The 18635-nt window shown below is 71.1% G+C and carries 19 protein-coding genes; 15 read left to right on the top strand and 4 right to left on the bottom strand.

What is annotated here, in order from left to right; genetic code table 11:
- The first annotated feature begins 2 nt into the window (after nt 1–2).
- From P8R59_RS15840 to P8R59_RS15830, 3 genes are read left to right on the top strand one after another with little or no spacing between them, the layout of a single operon-like run.
- Entirely contained in the window at nt 3–743 is a 741-nt protein-coding gene (locus P8R59_RS15840; protein WP_278101840.1) for a lysophospholipid acyltransferase family protein, read from the top strand.
- Nucleotides 733–1869, top strand: coding sequence for an NAD(P)H-dependent glycerol-3-phosphate dehydrogenase (locus P8R59_RS15835; RefSeq protein WP_077051656.1), 1137 nt, complete (start codon nt 733–735; stop codon nt 1867–1869). The genes P8R59_RS15840 and P8R59_RS15835 overlap by 11 nt, the downstream gene beginning before the upstream one ends.
- Complete coding sequence (locus P8R59_RS15830; RefSeq protein ID WP_278101839.1) at nt 1769–2854, top strand: D-alanine--D-alanine ligase family protein; 1086 nt, start codon at nt 1769–1771, stop codon at nt 2852–2854. Before P8R59_RS15835 ends, P8R59_RS15830 begins: the two co-directional genes overlap by 101 nt.
- Nucleotides 2855–2872: 18 nt before the next feature.
- Here P8R59_RS15830 and P8R59_RS15825 read toward each other — a convergent pair whose 3' ends face one another.
- A complete protein-coding gene (locus P8R59_RS15825; RefSeq protein WP_278101838.1) occupies nt 2873–3376 on the bottom strand; it encodes a DUF3515 family protein in 504 nt (167 codons plus the stop codon).
- A 25-nt stretch (nt 3377–3401) separates the two neighbouring features.
- On the opposite strand from P8R59_RS15825, the gene P8R59_RS15820 reads away from it, so the two are divergent.
- A complete protein-coding gene (locus P8R59_RS15820) occupies nt 3402–4394 on the top strand; it encodes a thiamine-phosphate kinase (RefSeq protein WP_278101837.1) in 993 nt (330 codons plus the stop codon).
- Between the two features lie 19 nt (nt 4395–4413).
- Here P8R59_RS15820 and rsmD read toward each other — a convergent pair whose 3' ends face one another.
- Nucleotides 4414–4986 (bottom strand): 16S rRNA (guanine(966)-N(2))-methyltransferase RsmD, encoded by a 573-nt coding sequence (gene rsmD, locus P8R59_RS15815; RefSeq protein WP_278101836.1) that lies wholly within the window; start codon nt 4984–4986, stop codon nt 4414–4416.
- 49 nt (nt 4987–5035) lie between these two features.
- Between rsmD and P8R59_RS15810 the strand changes: the two genes are divergently transcribed.
- From P8R59_RS15810 to P8R59_RS15775, 8 genes are all read left to right on the top strand, one after another.
- Nucleotides 5036–7198 carry an ATP-dependent DNA helicase RecG gene (locus P8R59_RS15810; RefSeq protein WP_278101835.1) on the top strand — a complete coding sequence of 721 codons (2163 nt, stop codon included), beginning with the start codon at nt 5036–5038 and terminating at the stop codon, nt 7196–7198.
- 16 nt (nt 7199–7214) lie between these two features.
- Nucleotides 7215–7712 carry a pantetheine-phosphate adenylyltransferase gene (gene coaD, locus P8R59_RS15805; protein WP_077051650.1) on the top strand — a complete coding sequence of 166 codons (498 nt, stop codon included), beginning with the start codon at nt 7215–7217 and terminating at the stop codon, nt 7710–7712.
- A 143-nt stretch (nt 7713–7855) separates the two neighbouring features.
- Nucleotides 7856–8350, top strand: a complete 495-nt coding sequence (locus tag P8R59_RS15800; RefSeq protein ID WP_077052639.1) for a YceD family protein — start codon at nt 7856–7858, stop codon at nt 8348–8350.
- Between the two features lie 2 nt (nt 8351–8352).
- On the top strand, nt 8353–8562 hold the full coding sequence (rpmF, locus tag P8R59_RS15795) for a 50S ribosomal protein L32 (RefSeq protein WP_019179169.1): 210 nt from the start codon (nt 8353–8355) through the stop codon (nt 8560–8562).
- A gap of 10 nt (nt 8563–8572) precedes the next feature.
- Nucleotides 8573–9253 carry a ribonuclease III gene (gene rnc, locus P8R59_RS15790; RefSeq protein ID WP_077051649.1) on the top strand — a complete coding sequence of 227 codons (681 nt, stop codon included), beginning with the start codon at nt 8573–8575 and terminating at the stop codon, nt 9251–9253.
- The gene (mutM, locus tag P8R59_RS15785) at nt 9246–10136 is read left to right on the top strand and encodes a bifunctional DNA-formamidopyrimidine glycosylase/DNA-(apurinic or apyrimidinic site) lyase (protein ID WP_278101834.1); all 891 of its coding nucleotides are present in this window, start codon (nt 9246–9248) and stop codon (nt 10134–10136) included. Before rnc ends, mutM begins: the two co-directional genes overlap by 8 nt.
- Before the next feature lie 50 nt (nt 10137–10186).
- The gene (locus P8R59_RS15780; RefSeq protein ID WP_278101833.1) at nt 10187–10624 is read left to right on the top strand and encodes a MerR family transcriptional regulator; all 438 of its coding nucleotides are present in this window, start codon (nt 10187–10189) and stop codon (nt 10622–10624) included.
- 33 nt (nt 10625–10657) lie between these two features.
- Nucleotides 10658–11653, top strand: a complete 996-nt coding sequence (locus tag P8R59_RS15775) for an NAD-dependent epimerase/dehydratase family protein (RefSeq protein ID WP_278101832.1) — start codon at nt 10658–10660, stop codon at nt 11651–11653.
- A 115-nt stretch (nt 11654–11768) separates the two neighbouring features.
- Here P8R59_RS15775 and P8R59_RS15770 read toward each other — a convergent pair whose 3' ends face one another.
- On the bottom strand, nt 11769–12851 hold the full coding sequence (locus P8R59_RS15770; RefSeq protein WP_278101831.1) for a GNAT family N-acetyltransferase: 1083 nt from the start codon (nt 12849–12851) through the stop codon (nt 11769–11771).
- Nucleotides 12852–12912: 61 nt separating this feature from the next.
- Nucleotides 12913–13452, bottom strand: a complete 540-nt coding sequence (locus tag P8R59_RS15765) for a hypothetical protein (protein WP_278101830.1) — start codon at nt 13450–13452, stop codon at nt 12913–12915.
- A gap of 195 nt (nt 13453–13647) precedes the next feature.
- Here P8R59_RS15765 and smc point away from each other — a divergent pair, with 195 nt between their 5' ends.
- The 3 genes from smc to P8R59_RS15750 all read left to right on the top strand — a co-directional run bounded on the left by smc (nt 13648) and on the right by P8R59_RS15750 (nt 18623).
- A complete protein-coding gene (gene smc / locus P8R59_RS15760) occupies nt 13648–17175 on the top strand; it encodes a chromosome segregation protein SMC (protein WP_278101829.1) in 3528 nt (1175 codons plus the stop codon).
- A 4-nt stretch (nt 17176–17179) separates the two neighbouring features.
- Nucleotides 17180–18052 (top strand): signal recognition particle-docking protein FtsY, encoded by an 873-nt coding sequence (gene ftsY / locus P8R59_RS15755; RefSeq protein WP_278101828.1) that lies wholly within the window; start codon nt 17180–17182, stop codon nt 18050–18052.
- 70 nt (nt 18053–18122) lie between these two features.
- Complete coding sequence (locus P8R59_RS15750) at nt 18123–18623, top strand: DUF2004 domain-containing protein (protein ID WP_076490262.1); 501 nt, start codon at nt 18123–18125, stop codon at nt 18621–18623.
- Nucleotides 18624–18635 lie beyond the last annotated feature (12 nt).

Genomic DNA, 18635 nt, shown 5'->3' with positions numbered 1-18635 from the left:
CCGTGGCGGCCTCCCCGGAGAAGAGCCGGCCCAGCGCCTTCTGGCCTCTCGCCGCGATCGTGGTGCCACTCACGGGTCTCTTCGCCCGTATCGAGATGCGCGGCGTGGAGAACCTCCCGAGGGAGGGCGCCTACGTGCTGGCGCCCAACCACAACTCGGAGTTCGATCCGCTCATCGTCGCCGTCTCGGTGTGGCGCGCCGGTCGCGCACCGCGGTTCATGGCCAAGGAGAGCCTGTTCAAGGTCCCCGTCCTCGGCGCGTCGCTGCGGGCGACCGGAATGGTGCCCGTTCCCCGGACGTCCACGAGCGCGAACCAGTCGATCACGGCGGCGCAGGACATCGCCCGCGACGGCCGCGGCGTCATCGTCTACCCCGAGGGCACGCTGACCCGCGACCCGGAGCTGTGGCCGATGCGGGGAAAGACGGGGGCTGTGCGTCTGGCACTCGGCGGTGACCTCCCACTCATCCCCATGGCGCAGTGGGGCGTGCAGCAGATCCTGCCGCGCTATGGAAAGCTCCGCTTCCCCCGACGCGCCCACGTGATCGTGGAGTTCGGTCCGGCGCTGGACGTCTCCGAGTACCGCGCGACCGCGACGCAGCCGGCGACGCTCACGCGCGCGACCGATGCGCTCATGGCCCGCATCTCCGAGATGCTCTCGGGCCTCCGGGGTCTGCCGGCACCGGCCGAGCGCTGGAACCCGTCGCAGCACGGGCAGAACGAGACGGGCCGCCTTGAGTCGTAAGAGCGAAGCTCCCGCACCCAAGGTCGCCGTCGTCGGTGCCGGTAGCTGGGGCACGACGTTCGGCAAGATCCTCGCCGACGGCGGCGCATCGGTGGTCATGTGGGCACGGAGGCCCGAACTGGCCGCCGAGATCACCGAGTCCAAGCGCAACAGCCGCTACCTTTCGGGCATCAACCTGCCGCGCACGATGACGGCGACGACCGACCTCGCCGAGGCCCTGCACGGTGCGGAGCAGATCTACCTGTCCGTGCCCAGCCAGTCGCTGCGCGAGAACCTCGCCGCGATCCGCCCCCTCGTCGAGCGCACCGACGTCCCCCTGGTGTCGCTGATGAAGGGCGTCGAGAAGTCGACGGGGCTGCGGATGAGTCAGGTCATCGCCCAGGTGCTCGAATGCGATCCGGCGCGTATCGCCGTGGCATCCGGACCCAACCTCGCCCTGGAGATCGCGCGCGAGCAGCCGACCGCGGCCGTCATCAGCTCGCTGAGCCCCGAGACCGCCGAAGCCGTCGCCCGGCGCGCGCGCAACCGCTACTTCCGTTCCTTCGTGAACACCGACGTCATCGGCACCGAGTTCGGCGGTGTGCTGAAGAACCTCATCGCGGTGGCCATCGGCATCGTCGACGGCGTCGGATACGGCGAGAACACCAAGGCGTCGATCATCACGCGCGGGCTGGTGGAGATGACGGACTTCGCCGTCGCGCAGGGAGCGCAGCCCGAGACCCTCCAGGGTCTCGCGGGCCTGGGCGATCTCATCGCCACGTGCCAGTCGCCGCTGAGCCGCAACAACACGGCCGGACGCCTGCTGGGTCAGGGCTACGGCTACCAGGACGTCGTGAAGCAGATGCAGCAGACGGCGGAGGGGCTGGCATCCGTGGCCCCCGTCCTGCAGCTCGCCCGCGAGGTCGGTGTCGACATGCCGATCGTCCGGCAGGTGAAGATGGTGCTGGACGGCACCATGGACCCGCGCGACATCGCGCCCCATCTCACGACCGACGACGACCAGCCGCAGGGCGAGAGGACGCAGAATGACCAGACCGGCGGTGGTGGTGCTCTTCGGCGGGCGCTCCAGCGAGCATTCGATCAGTTCCGCCACGGCGGGAGGGGTGCTGCGGGCGATCGATCGTGACCGCTTCCGTGTGATCCCCGTCGGGATCACCCGCGACGGCGCCTTCGTGCTCGAGGACGACGACCCCGACAAGTTCGCGCTGCGCCCCGAGGCGTTGCCCGAGGTGCGCGACAACGGCACCCGAGTGCGACTGCCGGAATCCGTGCTCTCGCGGGAGTGGACGGTCACGGATGCCGACGGCGAACGTTCCCTCGGCGACATCGACGTGGTGCTCCCGATCCTGCACGGTCGGTTCGGGGAGGACGGCACGATCCAGGGGCTCCTCGAGCTCCTCGGCATCCCGTACGCCGGCGGGGGAGTCCTCATGTCGGCGATCGGCATGAACAAGAACGTCACCAAGCGCGTGCTGCGCTCCGCGGGCGTGCCCGTCGTGCCGTGGGTCGCGGTGACCCGGGCCGACCTCGCGCGCAACCGCGACCTGTGGGAGCGCCGCATCCGCTCGCTCGACCTCCCGGTGTTCGTCAAGCCCAACGAGGCCGGTTCCAGCGTCGGCGTCACGAAGGTCTCGCGATGGGAAGACCTGGATGCCGCTTTCGACACGGCCTTCGCCGAGGACCGCCTCGTGCTGGTCGAGCAGGCCGTCGTCGGGCGCGAGCTGGAGTGCGGTGTGCTGCCCGGTCGCGACGGCGGACCGGTGCGCGTCAGCGTCGCCGGCGAGATCGTGGTCACGGGGCGGGAGTTCTACGACTTCGAGGCGAAGTACATGAACGCGCCCGGCGTCGACCTCGTGTGCCCGGCCGACCTCCGGGACGGCGAGCTCGCCGAGATGCAGCGGATCGCTGCGCAGGCGTTCGAGGCGCTCGGCGGCGAGGGGCTCGCCCGCGTCGACTTCTTCTACACCGGCACCGAGTTCTACGTGAACGAGGTCAACACCATGCCCGGGTTCACGCCGATCTCGATGTTCCCCACCTGCTGGATCGCCTCGGGACTGTCGTACCCCGAGCTCATCAGCGACCTGCTCGACGCGGCGCTGACGCGCGACTGACCCGACCGGCGCCCGCGCTCAGGACGAGGGGGTCGGCGCGGGGGTCGCGTCCGCCGGGGAGGTGCAGACCTGCCCGGTCGCGGGCAGGTAGTCGCGGATGAGCGGCGCGAGCGCCCGCGCGATGTCGGCGCTGCTGGCGGTGCCGGCGTTCAGGAAGACCTGGATGGCCGGCTGGTGCCCGAACGTCGTCAGCGTGTACTTCTGATCGGTCGCCTGCGACTCGTCCACGAGCCAGTCGACGCCGTCGAACGTGCGGCACGGCAGGGTCGAGGGACCCGGGGCCTCGAGGCCGCACGTGATGAGGATGCTGGCCGGATTCCCGTACGCGCCGGTCGCCTGCGCGTCCGTCCAGCGGCGGTCCTGGCCCGAGATCGACTTCGGTAGACGCGAGGTGATCTGCGCGCAGGCCGGGTCGTTCGCCGCCTTGGCCGGCTCCATCGAGACCGTCGTGGTGCACGCGGCGAGTCCCGGCAGCAGGGCGAGGACGGCGAGGAGCGCGAGGGGACGACGGGAGCGGGGCACCCCTCCAGGCTAATAGCGTGGGAGGGTGACCGACGCCGAGACCACCGTGGGGGAGCTGTCCGAGGGGCAGGTGCTCCGCGGCATCCTGAGCCGCCTGCCCGCCTCGACCGCGCCCGTCGGCCCCGGTGATGATGCGGCGGTTCTGGCCGTCCCCGACGGCCGTGTCGTCGCCACCACCGACACGCTCGTGCACGGCCCGGACTTCCGGTTGGCCTGGTCGTCGGCGGTCGACCTCGGGTACAAGTCGGCGGCGGTGAACCTCGCCGACGTCGCCGCGATGGGCGCGCGGCCGATCGCGCTTCTCGTGGCCCTCGCGATGCCGGAGTCCACCCCGCTGTCGTTCGTCCGCGGGCTGGCGGACGGTCTCGCCGAGGCGTGCGCCGACCTCGCGCCCGGATGCGCCGTCGAGGGCGGCGACCTCGCCGTGTCGGACACGCTGACGATCGCCGTCACCGCACTGGGGAGTCTCGACGGCCGCGAACCGGTGCGCCGATCCGGAGCGCGGGCGGGGGATGCCGTGCACATCATCGGCGAACTCGGCGTCGCCGGCCGGGGCCTCGACGTGCTGTTCACCCGCTTCGTCGATGCGGCCGGTGCGCCCATCCTGGTGACTCCCGAGGCGCGGGCCTCACTCGGAGCCGAGGACGCGGAAGGCCTGGACCGGCAACTGCGCCCTCATCCGCCGATCGCCGACGCGCTGCGCGCCGCGGACGCGGGAGCCACCGCCATGATGGACGTCTCCGACGGACTGGCCCTGGATGCCGAGCGCCTGGCCGACGCGTCCGGGGTGACGATCGCCTTCGACGCGGGTGCGCTGGGAGACGACCTCGCGCGAGCGCTCGGCGGGGGAGAAGACCACGGCTTCCTCGTGACCTACCCCGCGGGGACCGACGGTCCGGGTCGGCGTGTTGGCACGGTCGTCGCCCGCGGCGAGGTCGCCGTGACGGTCGACGGCCGCCCGTGGACCGGCCGCACCGGTTGGGACCCCTACCGCGATTGGGACGCCGGCCGCGGCTGACCGGTGCGGCGCCGGCGACTCACGCGCGCGGAAGCGCGGGGCGCCCCCACCACAGCGTCGTGTCGCCGTAGGTGCGGTGGCGATCGGCCTCGAGGCCGGCGGCATCCCAGTCCGGGGCCGGGGAACGCTTCGCCCGTTCGACGATGACCACGGCATCGACGCTCAGTCGCGGGGCGACCCCGGCGAGGACCCGGGCGATCTCGTCGTCCGAGACGTCGTACGGGGGGTCGAGGAACACGAGGTCCCACTCGGCGGATGAGGTCTCCAGGTAGGTCGCGGCGTTGGCGCGGTGCACCCGGGCCGTGCCGCTCGCACCGGCGGCGCGCAGCCGTTCCGCGTTCTTGCGGATGAGGGCCGCCGCGGGAGCGGAGAGTTCGACGAGATCGGCGGAGAGGGCACCGCGGCTGAGGCTCTCGAGCCCCAGCGCGCCCGAGCCCGCGTAGAGGTCGAGCACGCGCGCACCGTCGACGAGGTCCGCGGAATCGAGGGCGCCGAAGAGCGACTCGCGGACACGGTCGCTCGTGGGCCGCGTGCCCTTGGGCGGGACGTCGAGGACCGTGCCGCCCGCGCGGCCGGAGATGATGCGGGTCACCCTCTCAGCCTACAAACCGCGTGTCCGGGGCCGTGCCTAGACTCGGTGCATGCCCGGTCTCTCGCTGTCGTCCCGACTCGACGGCGCCGTGGGCGGCAAGACCGCCGCGGCGTTCGAGCGCGCGTTCGGCATGAAGACCGTCGGGGAACTCCTCGAGCACTATCCGCGACGCTACGCGCGGCGCGGAGAGCTCACCCCCATCGCGTCGCTGCCGCTCGGCGAGCCGGTCACGATCGTGGCCGAAGTCGTCAGCGCGACCGAACGGCGGATGCAGAACCGCCGGGGATCGCTGCTGGAGGTCATCATCAGCGACGGCGACGGCCGCCTGTCGCTCACGTTCTTCAACCAGTCGTGGCGTCTGAAAGACCTGACGCCGGGTCGGCGCGGCATCTTCTCGGGAAAGGTGGGGGAGTACCGCCGTCAGACGCAGTTGACCCACCCCGACTACTCGCTCTTCGACGACCTCGAGGAGGCCCGCGCCGAGGCCGAGGTGAACGCCAAGCGCCCCATCCCGATCTATCCCGCCACCAGCACGGTGCCGAGCCCGCTCGTGCAGAAGACGATCGCCCTCGTGCTCGACGGCCTCGGCGCCGTCGACGATCCTCTGCCCGACGATCTGCGCGAGCGCCGCGGCCTCGTCGGCGCGCGGACCGCGCTCGAACACATCCACCGGCCCTACCACGACGACGAGATCCCGCCGGCGGTCGAGACTTTGCGCATGCAGGAGGCTTTCGTCCTGCAGACCGCTCTGCTGCAGCAGCGTCAGTTCGTCCGTGCCCTGTCGGCGACGAAGCGTCCCGCGGCCCCGGGTGGGCTGCTCGAACGCTTCGACGCGTCCCTGCCCTTCGCGCTCACGCCCGATCAGGAGACGGTCGGGGCCCGGATCGCCGACGACCTCGTGGGCGACTGGCCGATGAACCGGCTGGTCCAGGGCGAGGTCGGTTCGGGAAAGACACTCGTGGCCCTCCGGGCGATGCTGCAGGTGGCCGAATCCGGCGGCCAATCGGCGCTCATCGCCCCGACCGAGGTGCTCGCCGCCCAGCACGTCCGCTCGATCGCGAAGATGCTCGGCCCGCAGCTGGCGCCCGAGCTGATGCCGACACTGCTCACGGGTCAGCTCCCGGCGGCCGAGCGTCGTCGCGCCGCCCTGCGGGTGGCATCCGGTCAGGCCCGGATCGTGGTCGGCACCCATGCCCTCCTCAGTTCCACGACGACGTTCGCCGACCTCGGCTTCGTCGTGGTCGACGAGCAGCATCGATTCGGGGTCGACCAGCGCGAAGCGCTCCGAGCCAAGGGCGATTCTCCGCACACGCTCGTGCTGACGGCGACCCCCATTCCTCGCACGGTCGCGATGACGGTGTTCGGCGACCTGGATGTCTCCACGATCCGCACGATGCCGGCCGGGCGTGCCGGCATCCAGACCTTCGTCGCGCCCCTCGCCGAGAAGCCGGGCTGGTTCGCGCGGGTGTGGGACCGCGTCGCCGAAGAGGTGGCGAAGACGCACCAGGTGTTCGTCGTGTGCGCCGCGATCGACGCCGAGAAGCTCACCTCCGACGAGGTCGGCGACGAACCGGCCGAGGGGCCTGCCGACGCGCGTACCCGCTGGGGCGTCGTCCAGGTTCGAGCGCTGCTCGACACGCTCCCGGCGTTCGCCGACATCCGGGTCGAGATCCTGCACGGCAAGATGCACGCCGACGAGAAGGATGCCGTGATGCAGGCGTTCGCGCGCGGCGACATCGACGTCCTGGTCGCGACCACCGTCATCGAGGTCGGGGTCGACGTGCCGAACGCGTCGACGATGGTCATCCTCGAAGCGGATCGCTTCGGCGTCTCGCAGCTGCACCAGTTGCGTGGACGCGTCGGTCGTGGTGGTCTGCCAGGACTGTGCCTGCTCGTGACGGAGGCGGCGCCGGGCACGTCGTCGCGGTCGCGCGTCGAAGCGGTCGCCCGCACCCTGGACGGCTTCGAACTCGCCGAGGTCGATCTCGAGCTGCGCGGAGAGGGCGACGTGCTCGGCGGCGCGCAGTCGGGCGTGCGCTCGTCGCTGCGTCTCCTGCGCGTCGTCACCGACGCCGAGCTGATCGTGGAAGCGCGTGCGGTCGCCGAGACGGTGCTCGCCGACGACCCGGCCCTGGTCCGGCACCCGGGGCTCGCGGCGGCTCTCGAGCGACGTGTCGGCATCGAGGAACGCGCGGCCCTGGCCAAGTCGTGATCGGTAGGCTGGCGGCATGAGTCCGCGGATCGCCGTCGTACCCGGTTCCTTCGACCCCCCGACGCGGGGGCACCTCGACGTGATCCGCCGCGCGGCGGGCCTGTTCGATCAGCTGCACGTGCTCGTCGTCCACAACCCGGGCAAAGAGGCGATGCTGCCCATCGCTCAACGGCAGGCCCTGCTCGAGCAGTCCATCCAGGAGGAAGGCATCGAGGGCGATGTCATCGTCGCCGCGTGGAGCATGGGGCTCCTCGTCGACTACGCCACCGATGTGGGCGCGCAGGTGCTGGTCAAGGGCATCCGGTCGCAGGTCGACGTCGCGTACGAGACGCCGATGGCGATCGTGAACCGCGACCTCGCCCACGTCGAGACCGTGTTCCTGCTGCCCGATCCCTCCCACGCGCTCGTGTCGAGCTCGCTGGTGCGTCAGGTGGCCGCACTCGGTGGAGACGTTTCGCCGTACGTCCCCGCGTCGGTCGCCCGCTTCCTCGACACCGGCGCGCGCGGCCTCTGACGCCCACGGACGCGGGGTGAGGCGTCCGCGATGCCGTGCGGCCCGCGCCCAGGGGCGTCCGGGTAGCATGGACGACCGTGAGAACCCACCGCCCCGGACCCTTCCAGCTCCCCGTGCGCGACATCGTGCGCCACCCGGGCGAGATGCGCGAGCACGAGCTCGAGATCCCCGCCCCCGAGAAGTGGGGAGAGGGTCTCGTCGCCGTCCCCGCGGCTGAGCCGCTGGAGATCGACGTGCGTCTGGAGTCCGTCCACGAGGGCATCCTGGTCTCCGGAACCGTCTACGCCACGGCCTCCGGCGTCTGCGGACGCTGCCTCACCGACATCACCGAGCCTGTCGAAGTCGAGTTCCAGGAACTTTTCGCGTATCCTGGGGATGAAGCGAACGACTTCGAAGTTCAAGACGACCACGTGGATCTTGAAAATCTGGTCCGGGATGCCATCGTCCTGTCGCTTCCGTTCCAGCCGGTGTGTCAGCCGGATTGCCTCGGGCTCGACCCGGTCACGGGTGAGAAGCTGACGGAGAGCGCCGGCGACACGGAGCAGACGCCCGTCGATTCCCGGTGGGCGGCGCTCCAGCAGTACACCCCAGACGACGGCGATGCGCTCCGCGCCGCCCCCAAGACAGAGAAGAGCTAGTCATGGCAGGTAACCCCCCGAAGCGGAAGGTCTCCCGCTCCAACACCCGCTCGCGTCGCGCGCAGTGGAAGGCCGAAGCCCCCACGCTGGTCAAGACCATCGAGAACGGCAAGGTCGTCTACAGCCGCCCTCACCAGGCGAAGGTCGTCACCGACTCGCAGGGCACCGAGCTCTTCCTCGAGTACAAGGGCCGCAAGGTCGCCGACGTCTGATCAACGTCCGGTGACGCGTACATCTGCGCTCATCGAGAAGCTCGGGGTCGACATCGACCCCGAGCTTCTTTCTCTTGCGCTGACCCATCGCTCGTTCGCGTACGAGAACGGCGCCATCCCGCACAACGAGCGCCTCGAGTTCCTCGGCGACTCCGTCCTCGGGCAGGCCGTGACGGTCCGCCTGTACACGCGGCATCCTGATCTCGACGAGGGCAGCCTCGCCAAGCGTCGCGCGAGCGTCGTGTCGACCGTTGCCCTGGCGGAGGTGGCGCGGGCCATCGGTCTCGGCGATCACGTGCGGCTCGGCCGGGGCGAGATCCTCACGGGCGGCCGTGACAAGGATTCGATCCTGGCCGACACGATGGAGGCGGTCATCGGCGCGACGTACCTCTCCGCCGGCCCGGATGCGGCGACCGAGCTCGTGCTGCGTCTGGTCGAGCCGCTGCTCGCCGACCCGGATAGGTACGGCGCCGCGATGGATCCGAAGACGAGCCTGCAGGAGATCGCCGCGCGCCAGTCGCTGTCCGCCCCGGTCTACTCCGTGGAGGCGGCCGGTCCCGACCACGATCGGCGCTTCACCGCCACGGTGACGGTCGGCGACGTCGCCACCCAGGGCCATGGGTCGAGCAAGAAGCAGGCCGAGATGGCCGCGGCCCTCGCGGCGTGGCGCGAGCTCGACGCCCGTGCCTGAGCTGCCCGAGGTCGAGGTCGTCCGCGCCGGCCTCGAGCCCGCGGTGACGGGGGCGCTCATCGCCTCGGTCGACGTGCGGGACCCCCGCGCCCTCACCCGTCACTCCGGTTCGCCCGAGCACTTCGAGGCCGAACTCACCGGTCGCCGTATTGTGGGCGCCGTCCGCCGGGGCAAGTTCCTGTGGATGCCGGTCGGCGACGACGAGGCGGTCGTGACGCACCTCGGCATGAGCGGCCAGATGCTGCTCCGGGTGCCCGGTGCTCCCGAGGAGCGGCACGAACGCATCCGCATCGAGCTCGAGCACCCCGCGCACGGGGCGCTGTCGGTCGTCTTCGCCGACCAGCGCACGTTCGGGTCGCTCGCCCTCGACGAGCTGGTCGACACCCCGGATGCCGCAGCCGGCGGCCGCGGCTCGGCACTGCCCCGCGTCCCCACGCAGGTCGCCCACATCGCCCGCGACCCGCTCGACCCGGCGTTCTCCGACGCGCGGTTCCGGGCGCGTCTCGGGCGCACGTCGTCGGGGATCAAGCGCGTGCTCCTCGACCAGACCGTGGCGAGCGGCATCGGCAACATCTACGCCGATGAATCGCTGTGGGCGGCGCGCATCCACCCCGAGACGCCCGGCTCCGATCTTCCGACCCGCTCGGTGAACCGCCTGCTGGCCGAAGTACGCGCGGTGCTCGAGAAGGCTCTCGCCGAAGGCGGTACGAGCTTCGACGCTCAGTACGTCAACGTCAACGGTCAAGCGGGGTACTTCGCTCACTCGCTCAACGCGTACGGTCGCACCGGACAGCCGTGCCCTCGCTGCGGTCGCCCGATCGTGCGGGTGAGCTTCATGAACCGCTCGAGCCACTTCTGCCCGCGGTGCCAACGCGTGCGCTGAGCACTGCTTGACCTCAAGTGCCTGAGGTGTGCTGAGCTAGCGGCATGTCGATGCTCACCATTCAGCAGGCCGCACGTCGGTCCGGGCTCAGCGTGCCCACGCTCCGGTACTACGAGGACGTCGGGCTCATCGGCCCGATCGCGCGCGATGCGAGCAGCGGTCACCGGCGGTATCGCGAGCGCGACCTCGACGACCTCCAGGTGCTCGCGTGTCTTCGCGCGATGGGCGTCGGGATCGAGGACATGCGCGCGTACCAGGCGAATCGCGCGCGGGGGAACGCCGCCGCGGCCGAGCAGCGCGACATCCTCCTGCGCCATGCCGAGCGAGTGGAGATCGAGAGGGCGACCCTGCGCGTGCACCTCGATTACCTGCGTCGCAAGGCGGACCTGTGGGACGCCCGCGACCGCGGCGATGCCACCGCGGAAGCGGAGGCCCAGGCGCGCGTCCACGAGATCTACCCCGAGATCGAGATGCTGATCCGGGCTTGACCTCCAGCGCTGGAGGGCTGTTCGACTCGGCTCATGAACACTTCTTCTGACACCGTCCTGGTGACCGGAGCCACCGGATACCTCGGAACCCGCGTCGTCGCCGACCTCCTCCAGCGGGGCACGCGCGTGCGCGCCGTCGTCCGCTCCCTCGACGCGGAGCCGGCGCTCCGCGCGGCCGTCCGCCGCGCCGGGGCGGACGACACAGGCCTCGAACTCACCCTCGCCTCCCTGACGGAGGATGCCGGATGGGATGCCGCGGTCTCCGGGGTCGCCGGCATCTACCACCTGGCATCCCCGATGACCCTCGCCACGAAGGACGCGAACCTCCTGGCTCCCGCGCGCGACGGCGCGCTGCGAGTGGTCCGCGCCGCTCGGGATGCCGGAATCCGACGGGTCGTGCTGACCTCGTCGTTCGCGGCCGTCGGGTACTCGCCGAAGCCGCTGAATGCCGAGGGCGAGCGGGAGTACGACGAAAGCGACTGGACCGACCCGGACGCACCCGGGTTGCCGGACTACCCGCGATCGAAGACCCTCGCCGAGCGTGCCGTGTGGGACTTCGTCGAACGAGAGGGGAACGGGCTCGAGCTCGTCGTGCTCAACCCGACGTGGATCGCCGGACCGACTCTGACCGCAGACCCGCGTTCGTCGCTGCAGGCGTTCCTCGCGATGCTCGACGGGCACATGCCGCTCGCGCCGCGGCAGCGGTTCGGTATCGCGGACGTCCGTGACGTCTCGGCGGCGCACCTGGCCGCGATGGGCACGCCGGACGCCGCCGGCAAGCGGTACCTCCTGCTCGCCGACGGGCCGACGATCTCGTGGTTGGGCGTGGCATCCCTGCTCCGGGAGCACCTCGGCGACCTCGCCGCGGCTGCGCCGACCGAGGAGGTGCCGGGCGACGAGCTGCCGCCGCTCGTGATTCACAACGAACGCGCGAAGGCGGAACTCGGCTTCACCCCGCGCCCGGCCGAGACCACCATCTTCGAGACGCTGGACGACATGCGCGAGCGCGGGATGCTCCGCCGGGGCTGACCCGCGTCGCGCCCGCTCCCCGCCGCGAGACCGCATCCGCCTGACGAACCCACTGCACGCTGCGGGGAAGACGTCAGGCGGATGCCGTCTCGGCGCTCCGGGGCCCGTGGGCGGGTCAGCCGAGCACCTTCTGCCATGCACCCTCGTAGGCGATCGGGGCGAACCCGATCGTCTCGTTGATCGAGAGCATGGGGCGGTTCTCTTCCGCGTTGTACGTCATCACGCGGGGCGACTCCGGGACGGCCTCGCGCCAGGCGAGGAGGCCGGCACACTTCACGAGCATCCCCAGTCGGTGTCCCCGGTGGGATGCCACGACCAGCGTGTCCTCCTGGTGGGTCACCGCGGTGCGGTCCTTGCCGACGACGAGCTCGTTGAACGCGGCCAGTTCCCCCGAATCGACGTGCTGTGCGACGGTGACGAGGAGGTGCCGGTCGGCGTCGGAGTAGGTGCGCTCCCACTCGGCGACCCGGGCGGCATCCCAGATCTCCTCGTCGTAGTCGAGACCGGCGGCGGGCGCGTCCGTGATCATGCGCGACTTCATGTACGCGAAGGCGTCCACGAACTCGGGCGGAGTCGGGAGCGTCCACTGGATCACGCGGTACCCCGTGGCCGCCGCCTCCGCCTCCGTCAGGAGTGCCCGCAGGTGCGGCTCCGCGCCGGCGAGGTCGAGACGGCTCTGCCGCACGATCTGCTCGAGGGTGTATCCCGCGTCGAGGTAGAACTGCGCGGCACGATCGAGGGGGATCCGACCGAACCCGGTCGGCGCGTCCAGGTGCGGACCGTCCGTGGCCGGGTGCTCGGCCCAGGACTGCAGGATCGTCCGTCCGTGCTCCCGCGCCGTGCGCTCGATGAGGTCGTGCGCGGCGCGTCCGATGCCTCGGCCCCACGCGCTGCGTCGCAGCTCGATGAGCCAGAAGCCGGTGCGCGCGCCGTCCTCCTGGGGGAGGTCGAGTCCGACGCGGCCCACGACCTCGCCGTCCCACAGCGCGATCCAGACGAGCCGGATCTGCGCAGCGGTCGGGCGGTAGACGGGCAGAAGCTCGTCGGCGGGCATGGCGTGGTCGTCGTGGCCCGCGATCTCGCGATAGACGAGATTGCGCACGCGCGACATCTCGCGGAAGTCGGCGGCATCCGGGGAGTCGATGGATGCCGGGATGTGGAGGGGGCGCAGCTCGAGGCCGGCCGGGAGGGTGCTCATGTCGGAACTTTCGGTGGAAGGAGTGGGGAGGGGCGGGGCCGGCGGTACCGGCCCCGCCGGATCACAGCGGCGGACGCGAGAGAAGCGCCTGCCGCTGCCAGTGGGTCTCGCGCCGGCCCCGCTCGAGAGCGGCGCGGTGCGCGAGGTCGCCGCGCTCCGTGCGGTGCGCGAGCTGGGCGGCGCGTGCCGCGGCGCGCGTCAGCAGCCACAGGCCGAGGCGGAGGGAGAGACGGTCGAGGAATCCGAGGCGGTGCTGGGCCGTGGTCTCGACGACGGGAAGGGACAACGCGGATGCCGTGTGCTGCGGCGCGCGCGTGAGCGAGGTGTTCATGCGGAGGCTCCGATGAGGAAGGGAGAGCGAGGGTGCCACGGCCGACGGAAGGCGGCAGGTGGCGGGAGGGTCGCGGACGACCCGGGCGCACGGCATCCGGAGATCGGACGGGGGTGCGGCGGGAGCGGAGACGAAGAGTCGTCTCGACGCGGCGCGGCTACGCCTGACGAACAGCATGCCGACAGCGGTGGTCACTCCGCGCAGCGGTGCGGAAAGCACGGGAGCGGCGGTGAAGCCGGTGGCGAAGAAGCCGGTGGTGTTGCGAATCATGGGAGTGACCTCCTTTCTCAGTCGGTTGCGACCCCCGACGCTAGCCGGGTCGCTCAGCGGATGTCAAGCGAAGACTCAGAAACGGTGGCCGTCCGGGCGCGTCGGGAGAGGGGTCGATCGGCCAGCCACCGCGGGATTCCGCGGGTCGTCGGGTAGCGTGAGGCGGAAGTTCATCGGTCGGGAAGGCGCATCCGCATGCACCTCAAGAGCGTCACGCTCAAGGGCTTCAAGTCCTTCGCGCAGTCGACGACGTTCGCGCTGGAACCCGGTGTCACCTGCATCGTGGGTCCGAACGGGTCGGGCAAGTCCAACGTCGTGGACGCGCTCGCCTGGGTCATGGGGGAGCAGGGTGCCAAGACCCTCCGCGGCGGCAAGATGGAGGACGTCATCTTCGCGGGCACCTCCACGCGCGGACCTCTCGGACGTGCCGAGGTGCAGTTGACGATCGACAACGCCGACGGCGCTCTGCCGATCGAGTACAGCGAGGTGACGATCAGCCGCACGCTGTTCCGCAACGGCGCCAGCGAGTACGCGATCAACGGCCAGACGTGTCGCCTGCTGGACGTGCAGGAGCTGCTGAGCGACTCCGGTCTCGGGCGCGAGATGCACGTGATCATCGGGCAGGGGCGCCTGGACACCGTCCTGCAGGCCTCGGCCGAGGAACGGCGCGGCTTCATCGAGGAGGCCGCCGGGATCCTCAAGCACCGGCGTCGCAAAGAGAAGACGGTCCGCAAGCTCGAGGCGATGGAGACCAACCTCACCCGGCTGAGCGACCTCGCGGGGGAGTTGCGGCGGCAGCTGAAGCCGCTGGGCAAGCAGGCCGAGATCGCACGCGAGGCGGCGACCATCGCCGCCGTCGTCCGTGATGCCAAAGCGCGCCTCTTCGCCGACGAGCTCGTCCAGCTGCGCCGCCAACTCGCAGACGCGGCCGCGGCCGAGAGCGAACGCCACACCGAGCGGCTCATGCTGCAGGACCAGGCCGACGGCATCCGGCTGAAAGTCGAGCGGCTCGAGGAGGAGCAGCGCTCCGAGGCGGTCGACCGGGCCCGACGCGTCGCCTTCTCGCTCGAGCAGGTGCAGGAACGTCTTCGCGGGCTCTACACGCTGGCCGGGCAGCGCCTGACGCTGCTCGCCGACGATGAGGGGGACGCGTCCGCGGCCGTGCCCACGGTGACGCAGTCGATGATCGACGATCTGCGGACGGAGATCGATGAGATCGCCGGCGGCCTCGGAGATGCTCAGGATGCCGCTGCCGAGGCGGCCCGCGGTGTCGCACGGGCGCGCGCGGAGCTCGACGCCCTCGACGCCGACATCGCGGCCCAGAGCGCGCTGGTCTCCGAGCACGACATGAAGATCGCCGCGTTGCGCGGCTCCGCCGACGCAGCGGCGTCCGGCCTCGCCGCGGTGAGGGGAGCCGTCGAGCGGCAGCAGCGCGCGCTGGATGCCGCGCGCGAGCGCCTCGCCGAGGCCGAGGAGGCGCGGGCGGGGCTCGATCCTGACGTTACGCCCGAGGAGTCCAGCGCCGAGCACGCCGCCGCGTACGAGCGAGCCCAGCGCGAGACGAACGATACCGAGTCGGAGGTCGCGGGGCTGCGCGAACGCCTGCACGCCGCCGAGCGCGAGCGCGACGCCCTCACGGCCCAGACCACGGCGCTCGGCCGTGCGCTGGACGTGCGGAACGCGGCGGCGGATCTCGTCGCGAGCGGGGCCGCCGGCATCCGCGGACTCGTCGGTGATTCCGTCAAGGTCACCGCTGGGTACGAAGCCGCCATCGCCGCGGCGCTCGGCTCCCTCGCCGAGGGCCTTCTCGTCGATGACGGTGCGGCTGCTTTCGCGGCGGCCCACGCCGCGCGCGAGGGCGATCTGGGCGTCGTCGAGATCGCGATCGCGAACGCTCCGGACGCGGGCGACGGCGTGCCGGTCCGCGGGGGCGTGCGCGCGATCGACGTCGTCTCCGCGCCGGCGGGGGTGCGCGGCATCCTGTCGGGTGTCGTCATCGTCGACGATCTCGCGGCCGCGGAGTCCGCACGCGCCGACCTCGAGTCCGCACCGGCGGGCACCGTCGTCGTGACACGCGACGGGGCCGTGATGACCGCGCGGACGCTGCGGGCCGGATCCGGTGGTGGACGTTCGCGCCTCGAGCTCGCGGCGGAGCGCGACGCGGCGGCGGATCGCCTCGCCGAGATCACCGTGATCGCCGATTCGCTCCGCGAGGCCCTCGCCGAGGCGCAGCAGAAGCTCACCGACGTCAGGGCGCGAACGAAAGAGGCGCTCTCGACCCTCCGCGCGCACGATGCCGCCCTCGCGGCGCACGCCGAGAAGCTCAACCGCGTCACGGTGCGGCACGAGGCCGCGGTCGCCGAATGCGAGCGTCTCGAGGCCGGGCTCGCGCAGGCCCAGGCCGCGGTCGCCGATGCCGAGGAGAAAGCCCGCGTCGCCGACGAGACGCTCGCCCGCGCGCTCGAAGCGCCGCGTCCGCTCCTCGATGCGTCCGCCCGTGAGGGGATGCTCGCCGACCTCGAGACGGCCCGCGAGGGCGAGATGCGGGCGCGGCTCGACATCGAGACGCTGCGCGAACGCGTGCGGGCGGGGGAGGCGCGCATCGTGCAGCTCGAGCAGCAGCGCGAACGCGAACGTGCCGCGGCTGCCGCTGCCGCGCGACGCGCCGTGATCCGTCGCGCGCAGCGGGAGATCGCGGCCGAGGTGGCCGGAGCGCTGCCGGCGCTCCTCGACTCGGTCGATCGATCGGTCAGCCAGGCGCGCGTCGACCTCGCCGCCGCGGAGTCCGCGCGCTCGGCCGTCACCGCCGATCTCGCCCGCGCTCGGGCGGAGGACACTGCGGTCCGCGAGAGACTCGCGCGACTCACCGAGAGCGTGCACGGACTCGAGCTGCAGATGCACGAGAAGCGGCTCCATGTCACGAGCCTTCTCGAACGCGTGCACTCGGAGCTGTCGCTCGAGGAAGACATTCTCGTTTCGGAATACGGCCCGGATCAGCCCATACCTACCGGAGAGGGCGAGACGACCGAGCCGTTCGAACGCGGTTCGCAGAAGCGCCGGCTGCAGGATGCCGAGCGCAAGCTCGCTCAGCTCGGCCGCGTGAATCCGCTCGCGCTCGAGGAGTTCGCCGCGCTCGAGCAACGCCACGCGTTCCTCACCGAGCAGCTCGCCGACCTGCAGCAGACCCGGGCCGATCTGCAGACGATCATCGGCGACCTCGACGAGCGGATGCAGACGATCTTCGTCGCCGCGTTCGAGGACACCCGTGCCGCATTCGGGGAGATCTTCCCGATCCTCTTCCCCGGCGGAGCGGGCAGCATCTCGCTCACGGATCCGGACAACCCCCTGACGACCGGCATCGAGGTGGCCGTGCGTCCGGTGGGCAAGAAGATCGAGCGACTCTCGCTCCTCTCCGGCGGGGAGCGGTCGCTCGCGGCCGTGGCGTTCCTCACGGCGATCTTCACGGCGCGCCCGAGCCCGTTCTACATCCTGGACGAGGTCGAGGCGGCGCTCGACGACGCCAACCTGGGTCGCCTGCTCGGTGTGTTCGAGAAGCTGCGCGAGAGCAGCCAGCTCATCGTCATCACGCACCAGAAGCGCACGATGGAGATCGCGGATGCGCTGTACGGCGTGTCGATGCGTCAGGACGGCGTGTCGGCGGTGGTCGGTCAGCGCGTCGGCGACCGCGCCCGCGCGACGGCGGAACCCGCGCCCGTAAGCTGAAGCAATGGCTGAGAACCCCTGGTCGCTCGGCCGCGCGCTGCGCGGTCTGTTCGTCAAACCCACGATCGACGAGACCACGTGGGACGACCTCGAGACGGCTCTTCTGACCGCCGACTTCGGTCCCGACGTGACCGAGCGGCTCATCGACGAGCTGCGTGAGAAGGTCGACCGCTACCGCACGACGGATCCGCGCGACCTGCAGCGCATGCTGCGCGAGACCCTCGAAGAGCACTTCGCGAAGTTCGACACCACGCTGCGCCTGACCGAACGCCCCGCCGTGGTCCTCGTGGTCGGCGTCAACGGCGTCGGCAAGACCACGACGATCGGCAAGTTCGCGAAGTTCCTGCAGCGCTACGGGCGGACGGTCGTCGTCGGCGCGGCCGACACCTTCCGTGCCGCGGCCGTCGACCAGCTGGCGACGTGGGCCGAGCGCGGGGGAGCCACGATCGTGCGCCCCCAGCACGAGGGTCAGGACCCGGCATCCGTCGCGTTCCAGACCGTGGCGCACGCGAAGGAGACGGGCACCGAGATCGTGCTCGTCGACACCGCGGGCCGCCTCCACACCAAGGGCGGCCTGATGGACGAGCTCGGCAAGATCAAGCGCGTCATCGAGAAGCAGGCTCCGATCAGCGAGGTCCTCCTGGTCCTGGATGCCACGACGGGACAGAACGGGCTCATGCAGGCGCAGGCCTTCCTCGACAGCGCCGGGGTGACCGGCCTGGTCCTCACGAAGCTCGACGGGTCGGCCAAGGGCGGGTTCGTCCTGGCGGTGCAGGAGCGTACCGGCATCCCGGTGAAGCTGCTCGGCCAGGGCGAGGGGATCAACGATCTCACGGGCTTCACGCCCCACGTTTTCGCCGCCTCGCTCGTCGACTGATCCTTTACCGCACGTCGTCGCTCTGGCGGGTCGCCTTTCGCGAGGGGGGTCGGGCTGGTTTCATGGGGGGATGGCGATCGAGCACGACTTCTTCGGACTCCTCGAGTCAGGCCCCGACGGGTCGATCTTCTGGTCGGAGAACGTCGAGTTCGGCGACCAGAGCGTCACCGTCGATCTGACCGCACCGGATCAGGACGACGTGTCGATCGACGCCCTCGACGTCGCCGCGGCCATGATCTCGTCGCTCGAGACGATCGACCTCGCCGCCCGCAACGCCATGGTCAACGAGCTCGACGACCGCACGAGCGAGGTGACCGAGTACATCCTGCAGCAGCAGGCGACGCTGGGCGACGAGCTCGACGACCTGCTCTCCGACCCGTCCGGCGATACGCACATCGACGTCATCAAGTCGCTTCAACTCATGAGCATGACGATCCTGGCCGACGAGCACGGGGGGACGGACCCGTTCGCGGTCCTCGAGTACGCACTCGACCCGGACTCGACGGACGACGTCCTGCTGGTGAACCTCGCCTCCGACGGGCAGGTTCAGTCGGTGACCAGCGCCGACTGAGATCCACGGGCC

It is taken from the genome of Microbacterium proteolyticum (assembly GCF_029639405.1).
GTDB lineage: Bacteria > Actinomycetota > Actinomycetes > Actinomycetales > Microbacteriaceae > Microbacterium.
The sequence above is the reverse complement of the archived record's forward strand: the minus strand, read 5'-3'. Positions and strand labels throughout refer to the sequence as shown.